The following is a 15,091-nucleotide window of genomic DNA, read 5'->3' as shown; positions in this document are numbered from 1 at the left end:
CGTCTTACTCGAGGTTTTGCACCTGCTCGCGCATCTGCTCGATCAGCAGCTTCAATTCCATCGACGCATCGGCCAGTTCCTTGACCGACGCCTTGGCGCCCAGGGTGTTGGCTTCGCGGTTCAGCTCCTGCATCATGAAGTCCAGGCGCTTGCCGACCTGGCCGCCTTTTTTCAGGATGTGGCGGGTTTCGCCCAGGTGCGCCGACAACCGGCCCAGTTCTTCGGCGACGTCGATGCGGATGCCGTACAGGATCACTTCCTGGCGGATGCGTTCCAATGCATCCTGACGCGACAGCGACGAATTCGAGCCCTGGCAGGCCAGGCCCAGCGCGTCCTGCATGCGCTCGACCGCCTTTTGCTGGAACGCCGCCACCACTTGCGGAATCAACGGGGTGATGCGCTTGACGATCGCTTCCATCGCCTCGATGCGCGAGATCAGCATCGCTTCGAGCGCCGCACCTTCGCGCTGGCGGCTCAGCACGAACGCCTGCACGGTGCGCACGGTCAGCGCGGCAACGTCGGCCTGCAGCGACTCCTGGCCAATCTGCGCTTCTTCGATCACGCCGGGCCAGCGCAGCAGCTCGGCCACCGACATCGCCTGGGCGCCGGGGAAATGCGCGCCCACTTCGGCCTGCAAGCGTTGCAGCTCGGTGAGCAGCGGCATGTTCAGCGCCTGGGCGCCGGTGGTGGCTGCCTTGCGGCCAAAGCTCAGGCGCAGCTCCACCTTGCCACGTGTGATGGCAGCCATGATTGCCGAGCGCAGATCGGGTTCAAGCGCGCGTAAATCGTCGTTAATTCGAAACTGAAGGTCGAGAAACCGGGAGTTAACACTCTTGATCTCGATGGTCAGTGTTCCTGCCGCACTCTCACTGGTGGCGACCGCGTAGCCCGTCATGCTGGAAATGCTCAATGGATATCCCCGATTAATCTTTTACAAAACAGTGATTTATCCACACATCCGGTTGTCAAGGTAATAAGTCTGGTGGGTGCGTTCCACACTGCCATTGCCGGATGGTCTGGAAATTGCTGGATATTGCATTGTAAAGAAAATTGCGGCTGGTGGGTTCAGTATTGTTTACCTGGAGTACGAGGCCCTGGCGCGGTTGTGCAAGTGCAGCTTGTGGTCTATGCTGCCGGACCATCAAACTGCCAGGAATTACACCATGACTCCAGACTTCCGCCCGAGCGGCCGCGCCGTCGATGCGCTGCGCACCCTGCGCCTGACCCGCGATTACACCAAGCACGCCGAAGGTTCGGTGCTGATCGAATGCGGTGATACCAAGGTCATCTGTACCGCAAGTATCGAAGACAAGGTGCCGGGCTTCCTGAAAGGAAAGGGGCAAGGCTGGATGACGGCCGAATACGGCATGCTGCCGCGTTCCACCCACACCCGCATGGACCGCGAAGCGGCGCGCGGCAAGCAGTCGGGCCGCACCCAGGAAATCCAGCGCCTGATCGGCCGTTCGCTGCGCGCCGCGTTCGACCTCAACGCCTTCGGCGAACGCACGCTGCACCTCGATTGCGACGTGATCCAGGCCGACGGCGGTACCCGTACCGCGTCGATCACCGGCGCCATGGTGGCGGCGTACGACGCGTTTTCCAAGCTGGTCGCGCGCGGCGCGGTACCGGCCATCCCGCTGAAAAACTTCGTTGCCGCCATTTCGGTGGGCGTGTACCAGGGCACGCCGGTGCTGGACCTCGACTACATCGAGGATTCCAACTGCGACACCGACATGAACGTGGTCATGAACGACGCCGGCCATTTCATCGAAGTGCAGGGCACGGCCGAAGGCGCCGCGTTCGACCGCGACGGCATGAACCGCCTGCTGGACCTGGCACAGGGCGGCATCGCCGACCTGATCGTGCTGCAAAAGCAGGCGCTCGGCCTGGCCTGAGGTTCCAACCCGGCAAACGGTTTACAATGGCGGCTTCCCAGATTTTGAAGCCGCCATCGCCATGACCCAACGCCTGATCCTCGCCTCCAACAACGCCGGCAAACTCAAGGAATTCAACCAGTTACTCGCCACCGTGGGCTACTCGGTCCACGCCCAGGGCGAGTACGACGTGCCGGAAGCGGACGAACCATTCCACACCTTCGTGGAAAACGCCCTGCAAAAAGCCCGCCACGCCGCCCGCATCACGGGCCTGCCGGCGCTGGCCGACGACTCGGGCGTATGCATCAACGCCTTTGGCGGCGCCCCCGGCGTGTATTCGGCGCGCTTTGCCGGCGAACCGAAGTCCGACGCCCGCAACAACGAAAAAATGGTGGCCGACCTGGCCCAGCACACCGACCGCTCGGCGTATTACTACTGCGTGCTGGTGTTCGTGCGCCATGCCGACGACCCGCAGCCGATCATTGCCGATGGCCGCTGGAATGGTGAAATGCTCGACGCCCCGCGCGGCAGCGGCGGCTTCGGCTACGACCCGTATTTCTACATCCCGGCACTGGGCAAGTGCGCCGCCGAGCTGACGTCCGACGAAAAGAACGCCCTGTCGCACCGCGGCCAGGCCCTGCGCGCGCTGGTAGAGAAGCTGAAATGATACCGATCAAGATCGTCGGCGCTACCAGTAAGGTTACCGGTACAGCCAGTACCGCTGCCGGTACAGTTGCCGGGGGCGCCGACCTCGGTGACGCCGCCGGCGTTGCCCTCAAGTACCTGAAAAGCGGCGCGCTCAACCTGACCGCGCTGCCGCCGCTGTCGCTGTACATCCACTTCCCGTGGTGCGTGCGCAAGTGCCCGTATTGCGATTTCAACTCGCACGAGGCAAAGGACGGTGGCGCCTTCCCCGAGCAGGAATACCTTGACGCGCTGCGCCTCGACCTGGAAATGGCGCTGCCGCTGATCTGGGGCAGGAAGATTTACACCATCTTTATTGGCGGCGGCACGCCGAGCCTGATGTCGGCCGCTGGCCTGGACCGGCTGCTGTCGGACGTGCGCACGCTGCTGCCGCTCGATGCCGATACCGAGATCACCATGGAAGCCAACCCGGGCACGTTCGAGGCGGAGAAATTCCGCTCGTACCGCGCCAGCGGCATCAACCGGCTGTCGATCGGCATCCAGAGTTTCAATGACCGCCACCTGAAGGCGCTGGGCCGCATCCACGACGACGGCGAAGCCAGGCGCGCGGTGGAAATCGCGCTCGACAACTTCGACAACTTCAACCTCGACCTGATGTACGCGCTGCCGTCGCAGACGTTGGCAGAGGCGCGCGAGGATATCGAGACCGCGCTGGCGTTCAAGCCGCCGCACCTGTCGCTCTACCATTTGACGATGGAACCGAACACGCTGTTCGCCAAGTACCCGCCGGCGCTGCCCGACGACGACGCCAGCGCCGACATGCAGGACATGATCGCCGAACTGACGGCCGCCAACGGCTACCAGCACTACGAAGTGTCGGCGTATGCGAAAGAGGGCAAGCGCGCGCGCCACAATCTCAATTACTGGGAATTCGGCGATTACCTCGGCATCGGCGCCGGCGCCCACTCCAAGCTGTCGTTCCCGCACCGGGTGCTGCGCCAGGCCAGGTACAAGCAGCCGCGCGCGTACATGGACCAGGCCAGACTGGGCGCGCCGGTCCAGGAAGAGCACGAGATTGCGCGCGAGGACATGGGCTTCGAGTTCATGCTCAACACGCTGCGCCTGCGCGGCGGCTTCGACCCCAACCTGTTTGCCGAGCGCACCGGCATGAGCATGAATGCGATTGAAAAGACGCTCAACGCAGCCGAAGCCAAGGGCCTGATCTACCGTGACTACAAGGTGATCCGGCCGACCGAGCTGGGGCAGCGCTTCCTCAATGATTTGCAGGAGATGTTTTTGGGGACGTAAGCACGCGGGAGCGTTTTAGAATTCTTCCCAGTCCTTGTCGCCACCGACCGTCGCCGGCTTGCGTGGCACCGATGTCAGCGCCGGCTTGGTTGCCGGCCTGGATGCCGGCTTCAATGCTGGCGCTGGACGGCGTGCTGCCACCGGTTTCACTGCTGCCAGCTTGCGCGCAGTAGCAGTAGCCGCCACCGGCACAGACACCGCGCCCGCTTCCAGCCGGAACGACGACGCCACGTCCGCCAGCCGCTCGGCCTGTTCCTGCATGCTGGCCGCCGCTGCCGCCGCTTCTTCCACCAGCGCCGCGTTCTGCTGCGTCACCTGGTCCATCTGCGTGATCGCGGTATTGACCTGGTCGATGCCGATGCTTTGTTCGCTGGTGGCCGAGGTGATCTCGCCCACGATATCGGTCACGCGGCGCACGCTGGCCACCACGTCGTCCATGGTGGCGCCGGCTTCTTTGACCAGCTTCGAGCCGATATCGACCTGGTCCACCGAATTGCCGATCAGCTCCTTGATCTCCTTGGCCGCACCGGCCGAGCGCTGCGCCAGGTTGCGCACTTCGGATGCCACGACCGCAAAACCACGCCCCTGTTCGCCGGCGCGCGCCGCTTCCACGGCAGCATTGAGCGCCAGGATATTGGTCTGGAAGGCGATGCCGTCGATGACGGAAATGATGTCGTAGATCTTGCGCGACGAATCGTTGATGGTGCCCATGGTGCTCACCACCTGGCCGACGATGGCGCCGCCTTTTTCCGCCACCTCCGACGCGGTCCTGGCCAATTGGTTGGCCTGGCGCGCATTGTCGGCATTCTGGCGCACGGTGGAGGTCAGTTCTTCCATCGACGACGCGGTTTCTTCGAGCGAACTGGCCTGCTCCTCGGTGCGCTGCGACAGGTCCATATTGCCGGCGGCGATTTCATGCGAGGCGCTGGCGATCGTCCGGGTGCCGGTCTGCACCTGGCTGACCACGTTGACCAGCGAATCGTTCATGCCCTTCAGTGCCGTCATCAGTGCGCCGATTTCGGAGCGCTGGACTTGGGTGTCGAAGCGGGTGGTGAGGTCGCCGTCGGCCACCTTGGCGGCAATATCGACGGCCGACTTCAAGGGCACCGTGATCGAGCGTGAAATGATCCAGGCCGCCAGCGAGCCGATGGTCACCATCAGCACCGTGAGCACGAGCAGCAACTGGTTGGCGCGGTCGTTGGCGGCATCGATGGCGTGGGCGGTATCGTCGATGGCCTTGCGCTGGTGCGCCAGCAGTCCCTCGACCGCCACCGAGTAGGCCTTGGCCGCCGGCGTGAATTCGCCGGTGAAGATTTTTTCGGCGGCGGCGTCGTCACCGGCCTTGCGGGCGTTGCCCACGGCGGTTTTCAGGTTCTGGTAGTTGGTGCGCAGGACCACGATCTTGTCGAACATGACGCGTTCCTCGTCGCTGGCGACGAGTTCCTTGACCTTGCCCATCAACTCGGCGCCGCGCTTGCTGCTGGCGGCAATCACGTCGGCAAAGACCGTAGGCAGTGAGGCGTCCTTGCTGCGCGCAATCAGTTCGGTGCGGGCGATGGCCGAGTACATCAGCACATACCAGTCGGACACCAGGCGTTCCTTGGCCAGCGGTTTTTCCATCATCTCGCGGGTGGCGATGGCCTGGCTGCGGGCGTTCATCAGCCCCACCGTGGTGGCGACCAGGGCCAGCAATAAAACGATGCCAAAGGCGGCGGCCAGGCGCGTGCCGATGCGCGTGTGCGAAAGAAAATTCATGGTGGGGTCTCCATTTTTATGATGCCGGCTAGCACGCTTCAAGTATGCGCCCGGGGCCGGAGGAGGTCATCAACATCGGTGGAAGTTGTTGCTTTTTGGCAGCAATGTAAAGTACCTAAAAAGACAATGTTGCTTTCAGGTTCGGTTGTTCGCACCAGCGCGCGAACGCCTCGGCCATCCGTTCGCTCTCGCCAATGGCATGCAGCCAGTGGCGGATGCGGGTGTCGTGGTGCTGGCCGTAGGCGGTGAAATCCTTGCGATCGGGCAGCTTGCCGTTGGGCAGGCTGGCAACGAATGCGGCCGACGGCGACACCAGGATCAGATTGTCCATGGCCGCGTCGTTGGCGCGCCGCCACGGCATGGACTTGTCGAGCCAGCCGGGCACGATGTGGTCGCTGAAATGCGGGTACAGCACCAGGTCGGGATCGCGCTGGTAGGGCAGGTGCAGGTGGTAGTCGATCAGGCCGCCATCCCAGTGCGGGCCGGGCGGTGCACCGGCGATGTCGGTCACCGCTTGGAGCACCAGCGGGATCGAGCCCGACGCCTGCATGGCGTCGCGCAGGTTGTCGGTGGACAGGTCCACGAAGTGGGCGGCAAACGCGTCGAACGGCTGGCGCAGCCATTGGGCATCGTCTTGCGCGGGATGAAACACCACGCGCTCCATCGACGTCGCCAGCCGGCGGCGGGCGACCGCATTGCCGGCGGCAGCCAGCAGAAAGCCGGCCATCTCGCGCCAGCGCACGCCATTGCTGCGCCCGAGCGCACCGGTGCCGCGCACGGTGAGGATGTTGACGTGGTGATGCGGGTGAGCGATCACTTCGGCGCCGCGCCCGTCGAGCAGTTCGTCGAGCAGGTTGCGAATGTTCTCGCTGATATACGCGGCCGTCACCTTGGCCGGATAGCGCTGGTGCGCATACAGGTGCGCCAGGCGCCGGTGCGCGGCCACCGGATCGGCAAACGCCGAAGCGGCCATGCGCCAGGCCCCGATCGACGCCCCGACCAGCGTGCGTGGCCGCGGCGCCTCCTTGAGAAAACTGCCGAACAGCCACAGGTCGAGGCCATTGAGGATCAGCCCCTTGGGGCCGCCGGCAGCAGCGGGCACGATTGCCACATCGCTGGCCCGCAGGCCCTCGGCGGCAATGCGCTCACGGGCGCGCCGGCCCAGGCGAATGGTGATCGGCGCTGCCAAGCTTTAGCGCATGCCGGAGATGATTTGCTTGAGCTTGCCGGTGTCGGCGCAGAAGGCGCGGATGCCTTCGGACAGCTTTTCAGTGGCCATCTGGTCTTCGTTGAGCTGGAAGCGGAATTTCTTTTCGTCCAGGCTGATCTTGACGGCGCCGGCCGATGGCGCGTTTTCCGGGCTCAGCTTGCGCTCGATCTTGCCGTCGGTGTCGGCCAGCTTTTGCAGCAGGTCGGGGCTGATGGTGAGCAGGTCGCAGCCGGCCAGTTCCAGGATCTGGCCGGTATTGCGGAAGCTCGCGCCCATCACTTCGGTGCTGTAGCCAAACTTGCGATAATAGTTGTAGATGCGCTTGACCGATTGCACGCCCGGGTCTTCCGACGGGGTGTACTCGATGCCCGTCGATTTCTTGTACCAGTCGTAGATGCGGCCCACGAACGGCGAAATCAGTTGCGCACCCGCTTCGGCGCAGGCAATCGCCTGGCCCAGCGAGAACAACAAGGTCATATTGCAGTGGATGCCTTCTTTTTCCAGCACCTGGGCGGCGCGGATGCCTTCCCAGGTGGCGGCCATCTTGATCAGCACGCGTTCGCGCTCGATGCCGGCCGCTTCGTACAGCTTGATCAATTCGCGGCCCTTGGCAATCGAACCTTCGGTGTCGAACGACAGGCCGGCGTCGATCTCGGTGGAGACGCGGCCCGGGATCACGCGCAGGATCTGCTTGCCGAACGCAACCAGCAGGTGGTCGATCGTGTCCGAGGTCGAACGGTCGAGGTTGTCGCGCACGGCTTTTTCCAGCAGCGGCTTGTACTCGTCCTTTTGCACGGCCTTCAGGATCAGCGAGGGATTGGTGGTGGCGTCGCGCGGCGTGTAGGCCTGGATCGACTGGAAATCACCGGTGTCGGCGACCACGGTGGTGAATTGCTTGAGTTGTTCGAGTTGGTTCATGGCGCTGCCCGAGTGAGTGATTGCCTTATTGTACTCAAGCGTGGACAAAGCGGAAAGATAACACCGTACAACACTGCTTATTTATGCACGGGGCTGGGCCTGTTCGCGCGCGGCGATCAGGCGCACGATCTCGGCCACCAGCGCCTCGAATGGCACCGGCTTGCGGAAGAAAGTGTCGTAGGGCAGCACTTCGTCGCGACGCAGCAGGCCGGCGCTGCACAGGATGAATGGCACCTGGCGCAGGTCGGGATCGCTGCGCCACAGCAGGCACAGCTGGGCGCCGTCCATCACCGGCATCATGTAGTCGGACACCACGATATCGGGCCGCTCGCTGGCGGCAACCGCCAGCGCTTCCTCGCCATTGCCGGCCGTGCGCACGCGGTAGCCGCGGTACTCGAACAGCATGGTATAGGCCGACAGGACGTCGAACTCGTCGTCCACTACCAGGATCAGCTTGCCATCCGGGTGTGCGTCGGGATATGCGGGGAAGTCGCTCATGTCATCTCTTCATAGCGCCGGCGTAAGGTGGACCGGGCCAGAGACAGCTTCTTCGATGCTCATGCCCTGGTCGGAAATGAGCAGGATGTGGTTGGCAGCGTCGTAACCGTTTTCGCGCAGCTTGAGCACGCCGATCTGGCGCCGGTTGATGCCGTTTACGTCCACATAGCGCATCAGGATAATGTTCTCGAACAGCATCGACGCGGCAATTTCGCCATCGCCCGGGGCCTGGCCGAAGTACGCCAGTTCCTGGGTAAAGAACGTGGTGACGTTGCGGCAGCGCAGTTCGTTGACCAGCGCCGCCAGGAACGAGCGCGAGCGCCCGGGGTGCATGACGATTTCGCGCAGGCCGTCGATGCCATCGACCAGCAGGCGCGACACCTGGCGTGCTCCGATATTGTGCAGCACGCTGTGGGCCAGGCTGTCGACCAGGATTTCCAGCGGCGGATTCCAGATCACCTGCAGGGCGCCGCTGTCGTAGTAGGTGCGGAAGTCGAGTCCGACATTGCGTGCCTTTTCCAGCAAAGCCTCGGGCGACTCGTAAAAGCCGACGATCAGGCAAGGCTCGCCGCGCTTGAGTCCGTCGTAAATGAAATGCATGCCCATCAGGGTCTTGCCCACGCCCGGGTTGCCCAGCAGCGCGGTGGTCGAACCCTTGGCCACGCCGCCATGCGTAAGGCGGTCCCAGCCTTCGATGCCAAAGCCGAGCCGCTGGCGCGACACGACCGGGGTGGCGCCGGTCACCGTGCTTACCGCCTCCAGGCGCGGGTAGATGGCAACGCCATCGGCGCCCACCTCGAACACGTGACGCCCCAGCAGGTGCTTGCTGCCGCGCAGCTTGAAAACCTTGATTTCTCGGATCAGGTTGAGGCCGTGTTCGAACTGGCTCAGCTCGATCAAGCCATCGACCAGGGTGTTTTCCGAGTCGGCCACATTGCCTTCGGTAGGCGAGAGCAAAAAGGTGGTGCAGCGCATGGTGGACACCAGCGAGTTCAGCGACAGCATGAATTCGGACAGTGCCACGTCGGACGGCTTGGCGTCGCGCACGGTGCGAAAACCGTCGATGATCATGATGTCCGGCTGCTGCGCGGCCAGCGTGGTGGCGATCGATTTGAGCAATTGCCGCAAGCCGCCCTTGAGCAGGTCGGGATAGGCGCCGATGAAGACGATGCGGTCGCCCACCAGTTGCTCGTCGAAGAACGAAAAGCTGCTCAGGTGATTGAGCATCTTGCCGTGGGTTTCGGCAATCAGCGTAAGGATCAGGACTTTCTTGCCCTGGTGCGCGTGGTGGTAGCCGATCTGGCACGCCAGCGTGGTCTTGCCGCTGCCGGCCAGGCCTTGGAGCAGGTACAGGCTGTGCGAGGGGAAGCCGCCACCTAAAATCTGGTCGAGCCCCGGCACGCCGGTTTGCAAGAGCGGAATGCGGGCCGATAAGGTGTTATCGGAAGAAGAATTAGCGGCAGAAAAGGTAGTCATGTCCACTCTCACGGGCACTACATGCCACGTATGAAATTCTCCAGATGCAATATTGCACCTGGAGAATTACTCACACTGTAGCATAAGGGAAGTATAGGGGTACGGTGGCGATGGCCATGTGCGACAACACACCGACGCACAGGACCGGTGCAGATTTGTCAAATTATGACATCAACCGATGAAGGAGTCGAATTGCAAGTCGAACTCTTGCAAGGCCTTCTGGGCGTTCTGCATTTTTTTGCGGAAATCGGGACCCCGTTGCAGGGCCAGTCCGACAGCGAGCACGTCGATCACCACCAGGTAGGCCAGGCGTGCCGAGATGGGTGTATAGGGATCGATGTTGAAGATCAGGTCGATGGGAATCAGCACCGTGGCCAGGTCGGCCAGCGGCGTGCCCGACGGCGCCAGGGCGATCACGTCGGCGCCGCCACGGCGCGCCAGCTTGACCGAGCGCACCAGCGACGGGCTGTTGCCGCGCTGCGAAATGGCCACCACGGCATCGCCGGTGCGCAGCAGGGCGGCGGCAATGCTGTGGATGTGCGGATCGGCGTACGCCACCGTGGGCACGCCCGAGCGGAAAAACTTGTGCTGGGCGTCGGCCGCGACGATGCCGGACGTGCCCTGGCCGTAGAACTCGATCTTGTTGGCTTTCGACAGGATGTCGAGCGCTTTCTGGATGGCGTCGGGGTCGAGATTGTTGCGCAGGTCGAGCAGGGTGTTGATCGAGCGACTGCAAATCTTGTTGACCAGGTCGGCCGCCAGGTCGTCCTGGGTCGGTTGTTCGTTCAGGCCAGGCAGGGCCAGCGCTAAGCCCTGCGCCAGTTTCAGCTTGAACTCGTGCCAGCCGTCGTAACCGAGCGTGCGGCAAAACCGCACCACGGTGGGTTCCGACACTTGCGCGCTCTTGGCCAGCGCCGTGATGTTCTGGCTGACGGTCTGGCCGGGATGGTCGAGCACGGCCAGCGCGACTTTGCGCTCCGACTTGGAGAGCGAGTCGAGCTGGGTGCGGATCGAGTCGAGCAGCATGGCGTTATGGGTCCTAGTCTTCCGGCAGCGCTTCTTCGCGCCACTGCAAGCCTTCGCGGCTGATCAGGGCCGACGAGGCGGCCGGGCCCCATGTACCGGCCGAGTACGGCACCGGATAGCTGTCGTCCGATTCCCAGTGGTCGAGGATCGGCTCGACCCATTCCCACGCCGCTTCCAGTTCGTCGCCGCGCATGAACAGGGTCAGCTGGCCGCGCAGCACGTCGAGCAGCAGACGCTCGTACGCTTCCATGCGCGGCGACTTGAACTGTTCGCGGAAGTCCAGTTCCAGCTCGGCTTGCTTCAAGCGCATGCCGTCGCCCGGGGTCTTGGCCATCAGGTTCATGCGCAGGCCTTCGTCCGGCTGCAGGCGGATCACCAGCGAATTGGGCTGGAAGCTGTTGGTGGGCTGGGCGAAGATCGAGTGCGGAATCTGCTTGAAGCGCACAACGATCTCGGCCAGGCTGTCGGCCATGCGCTTGCCGGTACGCAGGTAGAACGGCACGCCGGCCCAGCGCCAGGTGTCGATCTCGGCCTTCATTGCCACGAAGGTTTCGGTGCGCGAGTGTTCCGGTGCATCCGGTTCGTCGCGATAGCTGGGCACGGCCTTGCCATCGACGTGGCCGGCGCGGTACTGGCCGCGCACGATGTTTTGCGCCAGCGTGCTCGGGGTGAATTTTTTAAGCGAGCGCAGCACTTGCAACTTGGCGTCGCGCACGGCGTCCGGTGCGATCGAGGTGGGCGGCTCCATGGCCACAATGCACAGCAGTTGCAGCAAGTGGTTTTGCAGCATGTCGCGCAGCGCGCCCGACGTGTCGTAGTAACCCATGCGGTTGCCCACGCCCAGTTTCTCGGCGATGGTAATTTGTACGTCGGAAATCCACTCGCGGCGCCACAGCGGTTCGAACAGGATGTTGCCGAAGCGCAGGGCCAGCAGATTCTGCACGGTCTCCTTGCCCAGGTAGTGGTCGATCCGGTAAATCTGCGATTCCTCGAAGACCTTGCCTACTTCGGCATTGATCTGCTTGGCCGAAGCCAGGTCGCGGCCCAGCGGCTTTTCCAGCACCACGCGCGAGTTGGCGGTGACCAGGCCGTTTTCCTTGAGGCTCTCGCAAATGCGCGCGAAGATGGCCGGCGGCGTGGCCAGGTAGTACACGCGGGTAATCGCGCTATCCTGGCGCAGCGCGTCGACCAGCGGCGCATAGGTGGCGGCGTCGGTGGCGTTGAGCGACACGTACACGATGCGGGCCGTGAAGCGCGCCCACGCGGCTGGCGCCACGGCAGGCGACTTGATCAGCGGCTTCGACGTGGTCTCGACCGTGTGCAGGAACTCTTCCTGGCTGGCGTCCGCGCGGCCCACGCAAATGATGCGGGCGGTAGGGGGCAGGTCGTTGGCCACGTCGCGCGCGTACATCGCGGGGAGCAATTTGCGCATCGACAGGTCGCCGCTGCCGCCGAACAGAACCAGGTCAAAATCGGTAAGTGCCATAGTGAGATCTGAGGTAAAAGAGCTTGATGGTGGATATGTAAATTTACTACGCCGAAATTCGAAAAGCAAGAAACTTTACTACATTACTGTCGGTATGCCGGTTCCGGCCGGCCGGCCACGTCCACTTGCACGGCCAGCAGTTTGCCGCTGAACGGGTATTGTGCCAGTTCTTCGACCGGTCGTGCGCCGGCGCTGGTGATGTACAAGGTGCGCAGATTCGGGCCGCCAAACGCCACCATGGTGGGGCAGCGTACCGGCAAGGCGATTTCGGCCAGTACTTCGCCGCCGGGCGAGAGTTTGACGATGCGCGCACCTTCGAACAGCGCGCTCCAGTAATTGCCTTCGCTATCGACCGCGCCGCCGTCCGGCCGGCCGCCGTAATTGCTGGTCTTGTCGGCTGAAAATTGCCGGAATACCTGCTCGTTGCCGACCGCGCCGGTCGCCACGTCGTAGTGGAAACGGCGCAGCAGGTGGGCGCTGGTGTCGGCGTGGTACATGGTTTTCTGGTCGGGGCTGAAGGCCAGGCCGTTGGAGTTGGTCATGCCGCCGGCCCACGCGCGGCGCAGTTGTCCTTGCTCCAGCACGTACATCTCGGCAGCCGGCTTGTCGCGCGGCTCGTAAATGGTGCCGATCCAGTAGCGGCCAGCGCCATCGACCTTGCCGTCGTTGAAGCGGGTGATGGCCGTGTCGTAGGGGGCAGGAGCAATCAGCGTGGTGCGTACGGCATCGCTGGCGGTGTCCAGGTGCAGCACGCCGTTGCGGGTGGCAACGATCAGGCCGCCCTGGTCGGCAATCGCCAGGCTGGCCGGTTCGCTCTCGAGCAGCCATGCGTGGTGGGCGCCGCTGGCAGGATCGAGCCGGTGCACGGTCCGGGCCGGGATATCGACCCAGTACAGCACCTGCTCGTCGGCATGCCACAGCGGCGATTCGCCTGTTTGCATGACGGCGTCGCAGGCGACCTGGATGATCGGGGTGGTGTCCATGTGCGTATCCTTGGTTACAGGTGCTGCGCCGCCTTGGCCATGATGATCAGGCCATTGGTGGAGCTGTCGTGGCGTTCCGGCTTGATCTCGCCTTGCAGTTCGGCCTGGATATTCTTGGCCAGGACCTTGCCCAGCTCTACGCCCCACTGGTCGAAACTGTTCACGTCCCAGATCACGCCCTGCACGAAGGTCTTGTGCTCGTACAGCGCGATCAGCGCACCCAGGGTAAGCGGCGTCAACTGGTCCATCAGGATGGTGTTCGACGGCCGGTTGCCGGGGAAGGTTTTATGCGGCACCAGTTCGTCGATTTCGGTCGCGGAGAGTTTTTGCGCGGTCAGGTCGGCGCGCACTTCGTCGCCGGTCTTGCCGGTCATGAAGGCTTCGGACTGGGCAAAGCAGTTGGCCAGCAGGGCGTCGTGGTGGCCCGGCAGGTCGTGCGTGGCGCGCAGTGCGGCGATGAAGTCGATCGGCGTGATGTCGGTACCCTGGTGCAGCAATTGGAAGTACGCATGCTGGGCGTTGGTGCCGCATTCACCCCACACGACCGGGCAGGTGGCGGTATCGACCGCCGCGCCGCCACGGGTGACGCGCTTGCCGTTGCTTTCCATGTCCAGCTGTTGCAGGTAGGCGGGGAAGCGGTTCAGGTCCTGGTGGTACGGTGCGATCGACAGCGAACCGGCGTCGAGGAACTCGCGGTTCCAGAAACCGACCAGGGCCAGCAGTACCGGCATATTCTGTTCCAGCGGCGCCTCGCGGAAATGCTCGTCGATGGCGTGCGCGCCAGCGAGGAAGTCGCTGAAGTAGCCGAAGCCGACTGCCAGCGCCACCGACAGGCCAATTGCCGACCACACCGAGTAACGGCCGCCCACCCAGTCCCAGAACGGGAACATGTTGGCCGGGTCGATGCCGAACGCCTGCACCGACTCGAGGTTGGTGGAGACGGCCACGAAGTGGCGCGCCAGGTCCGCCTCGGTGGCGCTTTGCAGGAACCAGGTGCGCGCGGTGTTCGCGTTGAGCATGGTTTCAGCCGTGGTGAAGGTTTTCGAGGCAACGATGAACAACGTGGTTTCCGGGTTGACCAGGGCCAGTGCGGCGTCCATGTCATGGCCATCGACGTTGGAGACGAAATGCATCTTCAAACGTGGGTGAGCGAACGAGCGCAGCGCCAGTACCGCCATTTTCGGGCCCAGGTCGGAGCCGCCGATGCCGATGTTGACGATGTCGGTGATCGGCTTGCCGCTGTAGCCGAGCCAGGCGCCGCTGCGCACCTTGTCGGTGAAGTCGCGCACCTGGTCCAGTACGGCGTGCACATCGGGCACCACGTCGCGGCCATCGACCACCAGGCTTTTGCCGCGCGGCAAACGCAGGGCGGTATGCAGTACGGCACGATGTTCGGTAAGATTGATCTTGTCACCACGCAGCATGGCATCGCGCTGCGTCTCCACGCCGCGTTCACGCGCCAGATCCACCAGCAGGGCGATGGTGTCGGCGTCCAGGCGGTTCTTCGAGTAGTCGAGGAACAGGCCGGCGGCGTCGACCGTCAATTGCGGGAAGCGCTGGTCATTGTCGGCAAACAGTTGGCGCATCTGCCACTGGCGGGCGTCAACGGCGTGGGCTGCGAGGGCTTGGTAGCTGGCGGTCGAGGTAAGGGCAGGTTGGCGCATAGTGTTGGGCGTCGAATGGAAGTAAGAATAAGATGGTTGAATAATACAGGAAAAAGCGGTAAATTCACTACGGTTCTGTTGAAATTATGGAATTTTATCGGGTGGGAAGGTCGGTTTTTCTGCACACTAATCAGCTAGCCAAGTAAGAAAAAACAGCTCGCCACGCTAGACGGGATCACGAATTCCTCACGAAAAATCGCTGGCTGCGCCATTTTGTAGTAAAATTTCATAAGTTAATCGATAAGGAA

The 15,091-nt window shown here is 63.1% G+C and carries 13 protein-coding genes; 3 read left to right on the top strand and 10 right to left on the bottom strand.

Annotated elements, in window-relative coordinates:
- Positions 1-4: 4 nt before the first annotated feature.
- Positions 5-895 carry a YicC/YloC family endoribonuclease gene (locus ASF04_RS09895; RefSeq protein ID WP_026637450.1) on the bottom strand — a complete coding sequence of 297 codons (891 nt, stop codon included), beginning with the start codon at positions 893-895 and terminating at the stop codon, positions 5-7.
- A 268-nt stretch (positions 896-1,163) separates the two neighbouring features.
- Between ASF04_RS09895 and rph the strand changes: the two genes are divergently transcribed.
- The 3 genes from rph to hemW all read left to right on the top strand — a co-directional run bounded on the left by rph (position 1,164) and on the right by hemW (position 3,827).
- Entirely contained in the window at positions 1,164-1,895 is a 732-nt protein-coding gene (gene rph / locus ASF04_RS09890) for a ribonuclease PH (protein ID WP_056140642.1), read from the top strand.
- Positions 1,896-1,956: 61 nt separating this feature from the next.
- Positions 1,957-2,541 (top strand): RdgB/HAM1 family non-canonical purine NTP pyrophosphatase, encoded by a 585-nt coding sequence (rdgB, locus tag ASF04_RS09885; protein ID WP_056140640.1) that lies wholly within the window; start codon positions 1,957-1,959, stop codon positions 2,539-2,541.
- On the top strand, positions 2,538-3,827 hold the full coding sequence (gene hemW / locus ASF04_RS09880; RefSeq protein ID WP_056140637.1) for a radical SAM family heme chaperone HemW: 1,290 nt from the start codon (positions 2,538-2,540) through the stop codon (positions 3,825-3,827). The genes rdgB and hemW overlap by 4 nt, the downstream gene beginning before the upstream one ends.
- Positions 3,828-3,842: 15 nt before the next feature.
- On the opposite strand, the gene ASF04_RS09875 is transcribed toward hemW, so the two are convergent.
- From ASF04_RS09875 to pgi, 9 genes are all read right to left on the bottom strand, one after another.
- Positions 3,843-5,582, bottom strand: coding sequence for a methyl-accepting chemotaxis protein (locus ASF04_RS09875; protein WP_056140634.1), 1,740 nt, complete (start codon positions 5,580-5,582; stop codon positions 3,843-3,845).
- A 115-nt stretch (positions 5,583-5,697) separates the two neighbouring features.
- Entirely contained in the window at positions 5,698-6,771 is a 1,074-nt protein-coding gene (locus ASF04_RS09870; RefSeq protein ID WP_056140632.1) for a hypothetical protein, read from the bottom strand.
- Positions 6,772-6,774: 3 nt separating this feature from the next.
- Complete coding sequence (gene tal / locus ASF04_RS09865; RefSeq protein WP_056140631.1) at positions 6,775-7,710, bottom strand: transaldolase; 936 nt, start codon at positions 7,708-7,710, stop codon at positions 6,775-6,777.
- Between the two features lie 81 nt (positions 7,711-7,791).
- Positions 7,792-8,208 (bottom strand): response regulator, encoded by a 417-nt coding sequence (locus ASF04_RS09860; protein WP_056140627.1) that lies wholly within the window; start codon positions 8,206-8,208, stop codon positions 7,792-7,794.
- Positions 8,209-8,217: 9 nt separating this feature from the next.
- The gene (locus ASF04_RS09855; protein WP_056140626.1) at positions 8,218-9,684 is read right to left on the bottom strand and encodes an ATPase domain-containing protein; all 1,467 of its coding nucleotides are present in this window, start codon (positions 9,682-9,684) and stop codon (positions 8,218-8,220) included.
- Positions 9,685-9,855: 171 nt separating this feature from the next.
- Positions 9,856-10,710, bottom strand: a complete 855-nt coding sequence (locus ASF04_RS09850) for an SIS domain-containing protein (RefSeq protein ID WP_019922793.1) — start codon at positions 10,708-10,710, stop codon at positions 9,856-9,858.
- Positions 10,711-10,723: 13 nt separating this feature from the next.
- Complete coding sequence (zwf, locus tag ASF04_RS09845; RefSeq protein WP_056140623.1) at positions 10,724-12,196, bottom strand: glucose-6-phosphate dehydrogenase; 1,473 nt, start codon at positions 12,194-12,196, stop codon at positions 10,724-10,726.
- A gap of 83 nt (positions 12,197-12,279) precedes the next feature.
- Positions 12,280-13,179: an SMP-30/gluconolactonase/LRE family protein gene (locus tag ASF04_RS09840; RefSeq protein ID WP_056140620.1), complete on the bottom strand. Its 900-nt coding sequence runs from the start codon at positions 13,177-13,179 to the stop codon at positions 12,280-12,282.
- 14 nt (positions 13,180-13,193) lie between these two features.
- The gene (pgi, locus tag ASF04_RS09835; RefSeq protein ID WP_056140617.1) at positions 13,194-14,843 is read right to left on the bottom strand and encodes a glucose-6-phosphate isomerase; all 1,650 of its coding nucleotides are present in this window, start codon (positions 14,841-14,843) and stop codon (positions 13,194-13,196) included.
- Positions 14,844-15,091: the final 248 nt, after the last annotated feature.

The organism is Duganella sp. Leaf61 (assembly GCF_001421905.1).
Classification (GTDB): domain Bacteria; phylum Pseudomonadota; class Gammaproteobacteria; order Burkholderiales; family Burkholderiaceae_D; genus Rugamonas; species Rugamonas zoogloeoides.
This window is presented reverse-complemented; position numbering and strand designations above follow the sequence as displayed.

Coding starts and splice junctions, on each gene's coding strand:
- ASF04_RS09855 (WP_056140626.1), bottom strand. CDS start 9,684: ATGACTACCTTTTCTGCCGCTAATTCTTCTTCCGATAACACCTTATCG.
- tal (WP_056140631.1), bottom strand. CDS start 7,710: ATGAACCAACTCGAACAACTCAAGCAATTCACCACCGTGGTCGCCGAC.
- ASF04_RS09860 (WP_056140627.1), bottom strand. CDS start 8,208: ATGAGCGACTTCCCCGCATATCCCGACGCACACCCGGATGGCAAGCTG.
- ASF04_RS09850 (WP_019922793.1), bottom strand. CDS start 10,710: ATGCTGCTCGACTCGATCCGCACCCAGCTCGACTCGCTCTCCAAGTCG.
- zwf (WP_056140623.1), bottom strand. CDS start 12,196: ATGGCACTTACCGATTTTGACCTGGTTCTGTTCGGCGGCAGCGGCGAC.
- rph (WP_056140642.1), top strand. CDS start 1,164: ATGACTCCAGACTTCCGCCCGAGCGGCCGCGCCGTCGATGCGCTGCGC.
- hemW (WP_056140637.1), top strand. CDS start 2,538: ATGATACCGATCAAGATCGTCGGCGCTACCAGTAAGGTTACCGGTACA.
- rdgB (WP_056140640.1), top strand. CDS start 1,957: ATGACCCAACGCCTGATCCTCGCCTCCAACAACGCCGGCAAACTCAAG.
- ASF04_RS09840 (WP_056140620.1), bottom strand. CDS start 13,179: ATGGACACCACCCCGATCATCCAGGTCGCCTGCGACGCCGTCATGCAA.
- ASF04_RS09895 (WP_026637450.1), bottom strand. CDS start 895: ATGACGGGCTACGCGGTCGCCACCAGTGAGAGTGCGGCAGGAACACTG.
- ASF04_RS09875 (WP_056140634.1), bottom strand. CDS start 5,582: ATGAATTTTCTTTCGCACACGCGCATCGGCACGCGCCTGGCCGCCGCC.
- pgi (WP_056140617.1), bottom strand. CDS start 14,843: ATGCGCCAACCTGCCCTTACCTCGACCGCCAGCTACCAAGCCCTCGCA.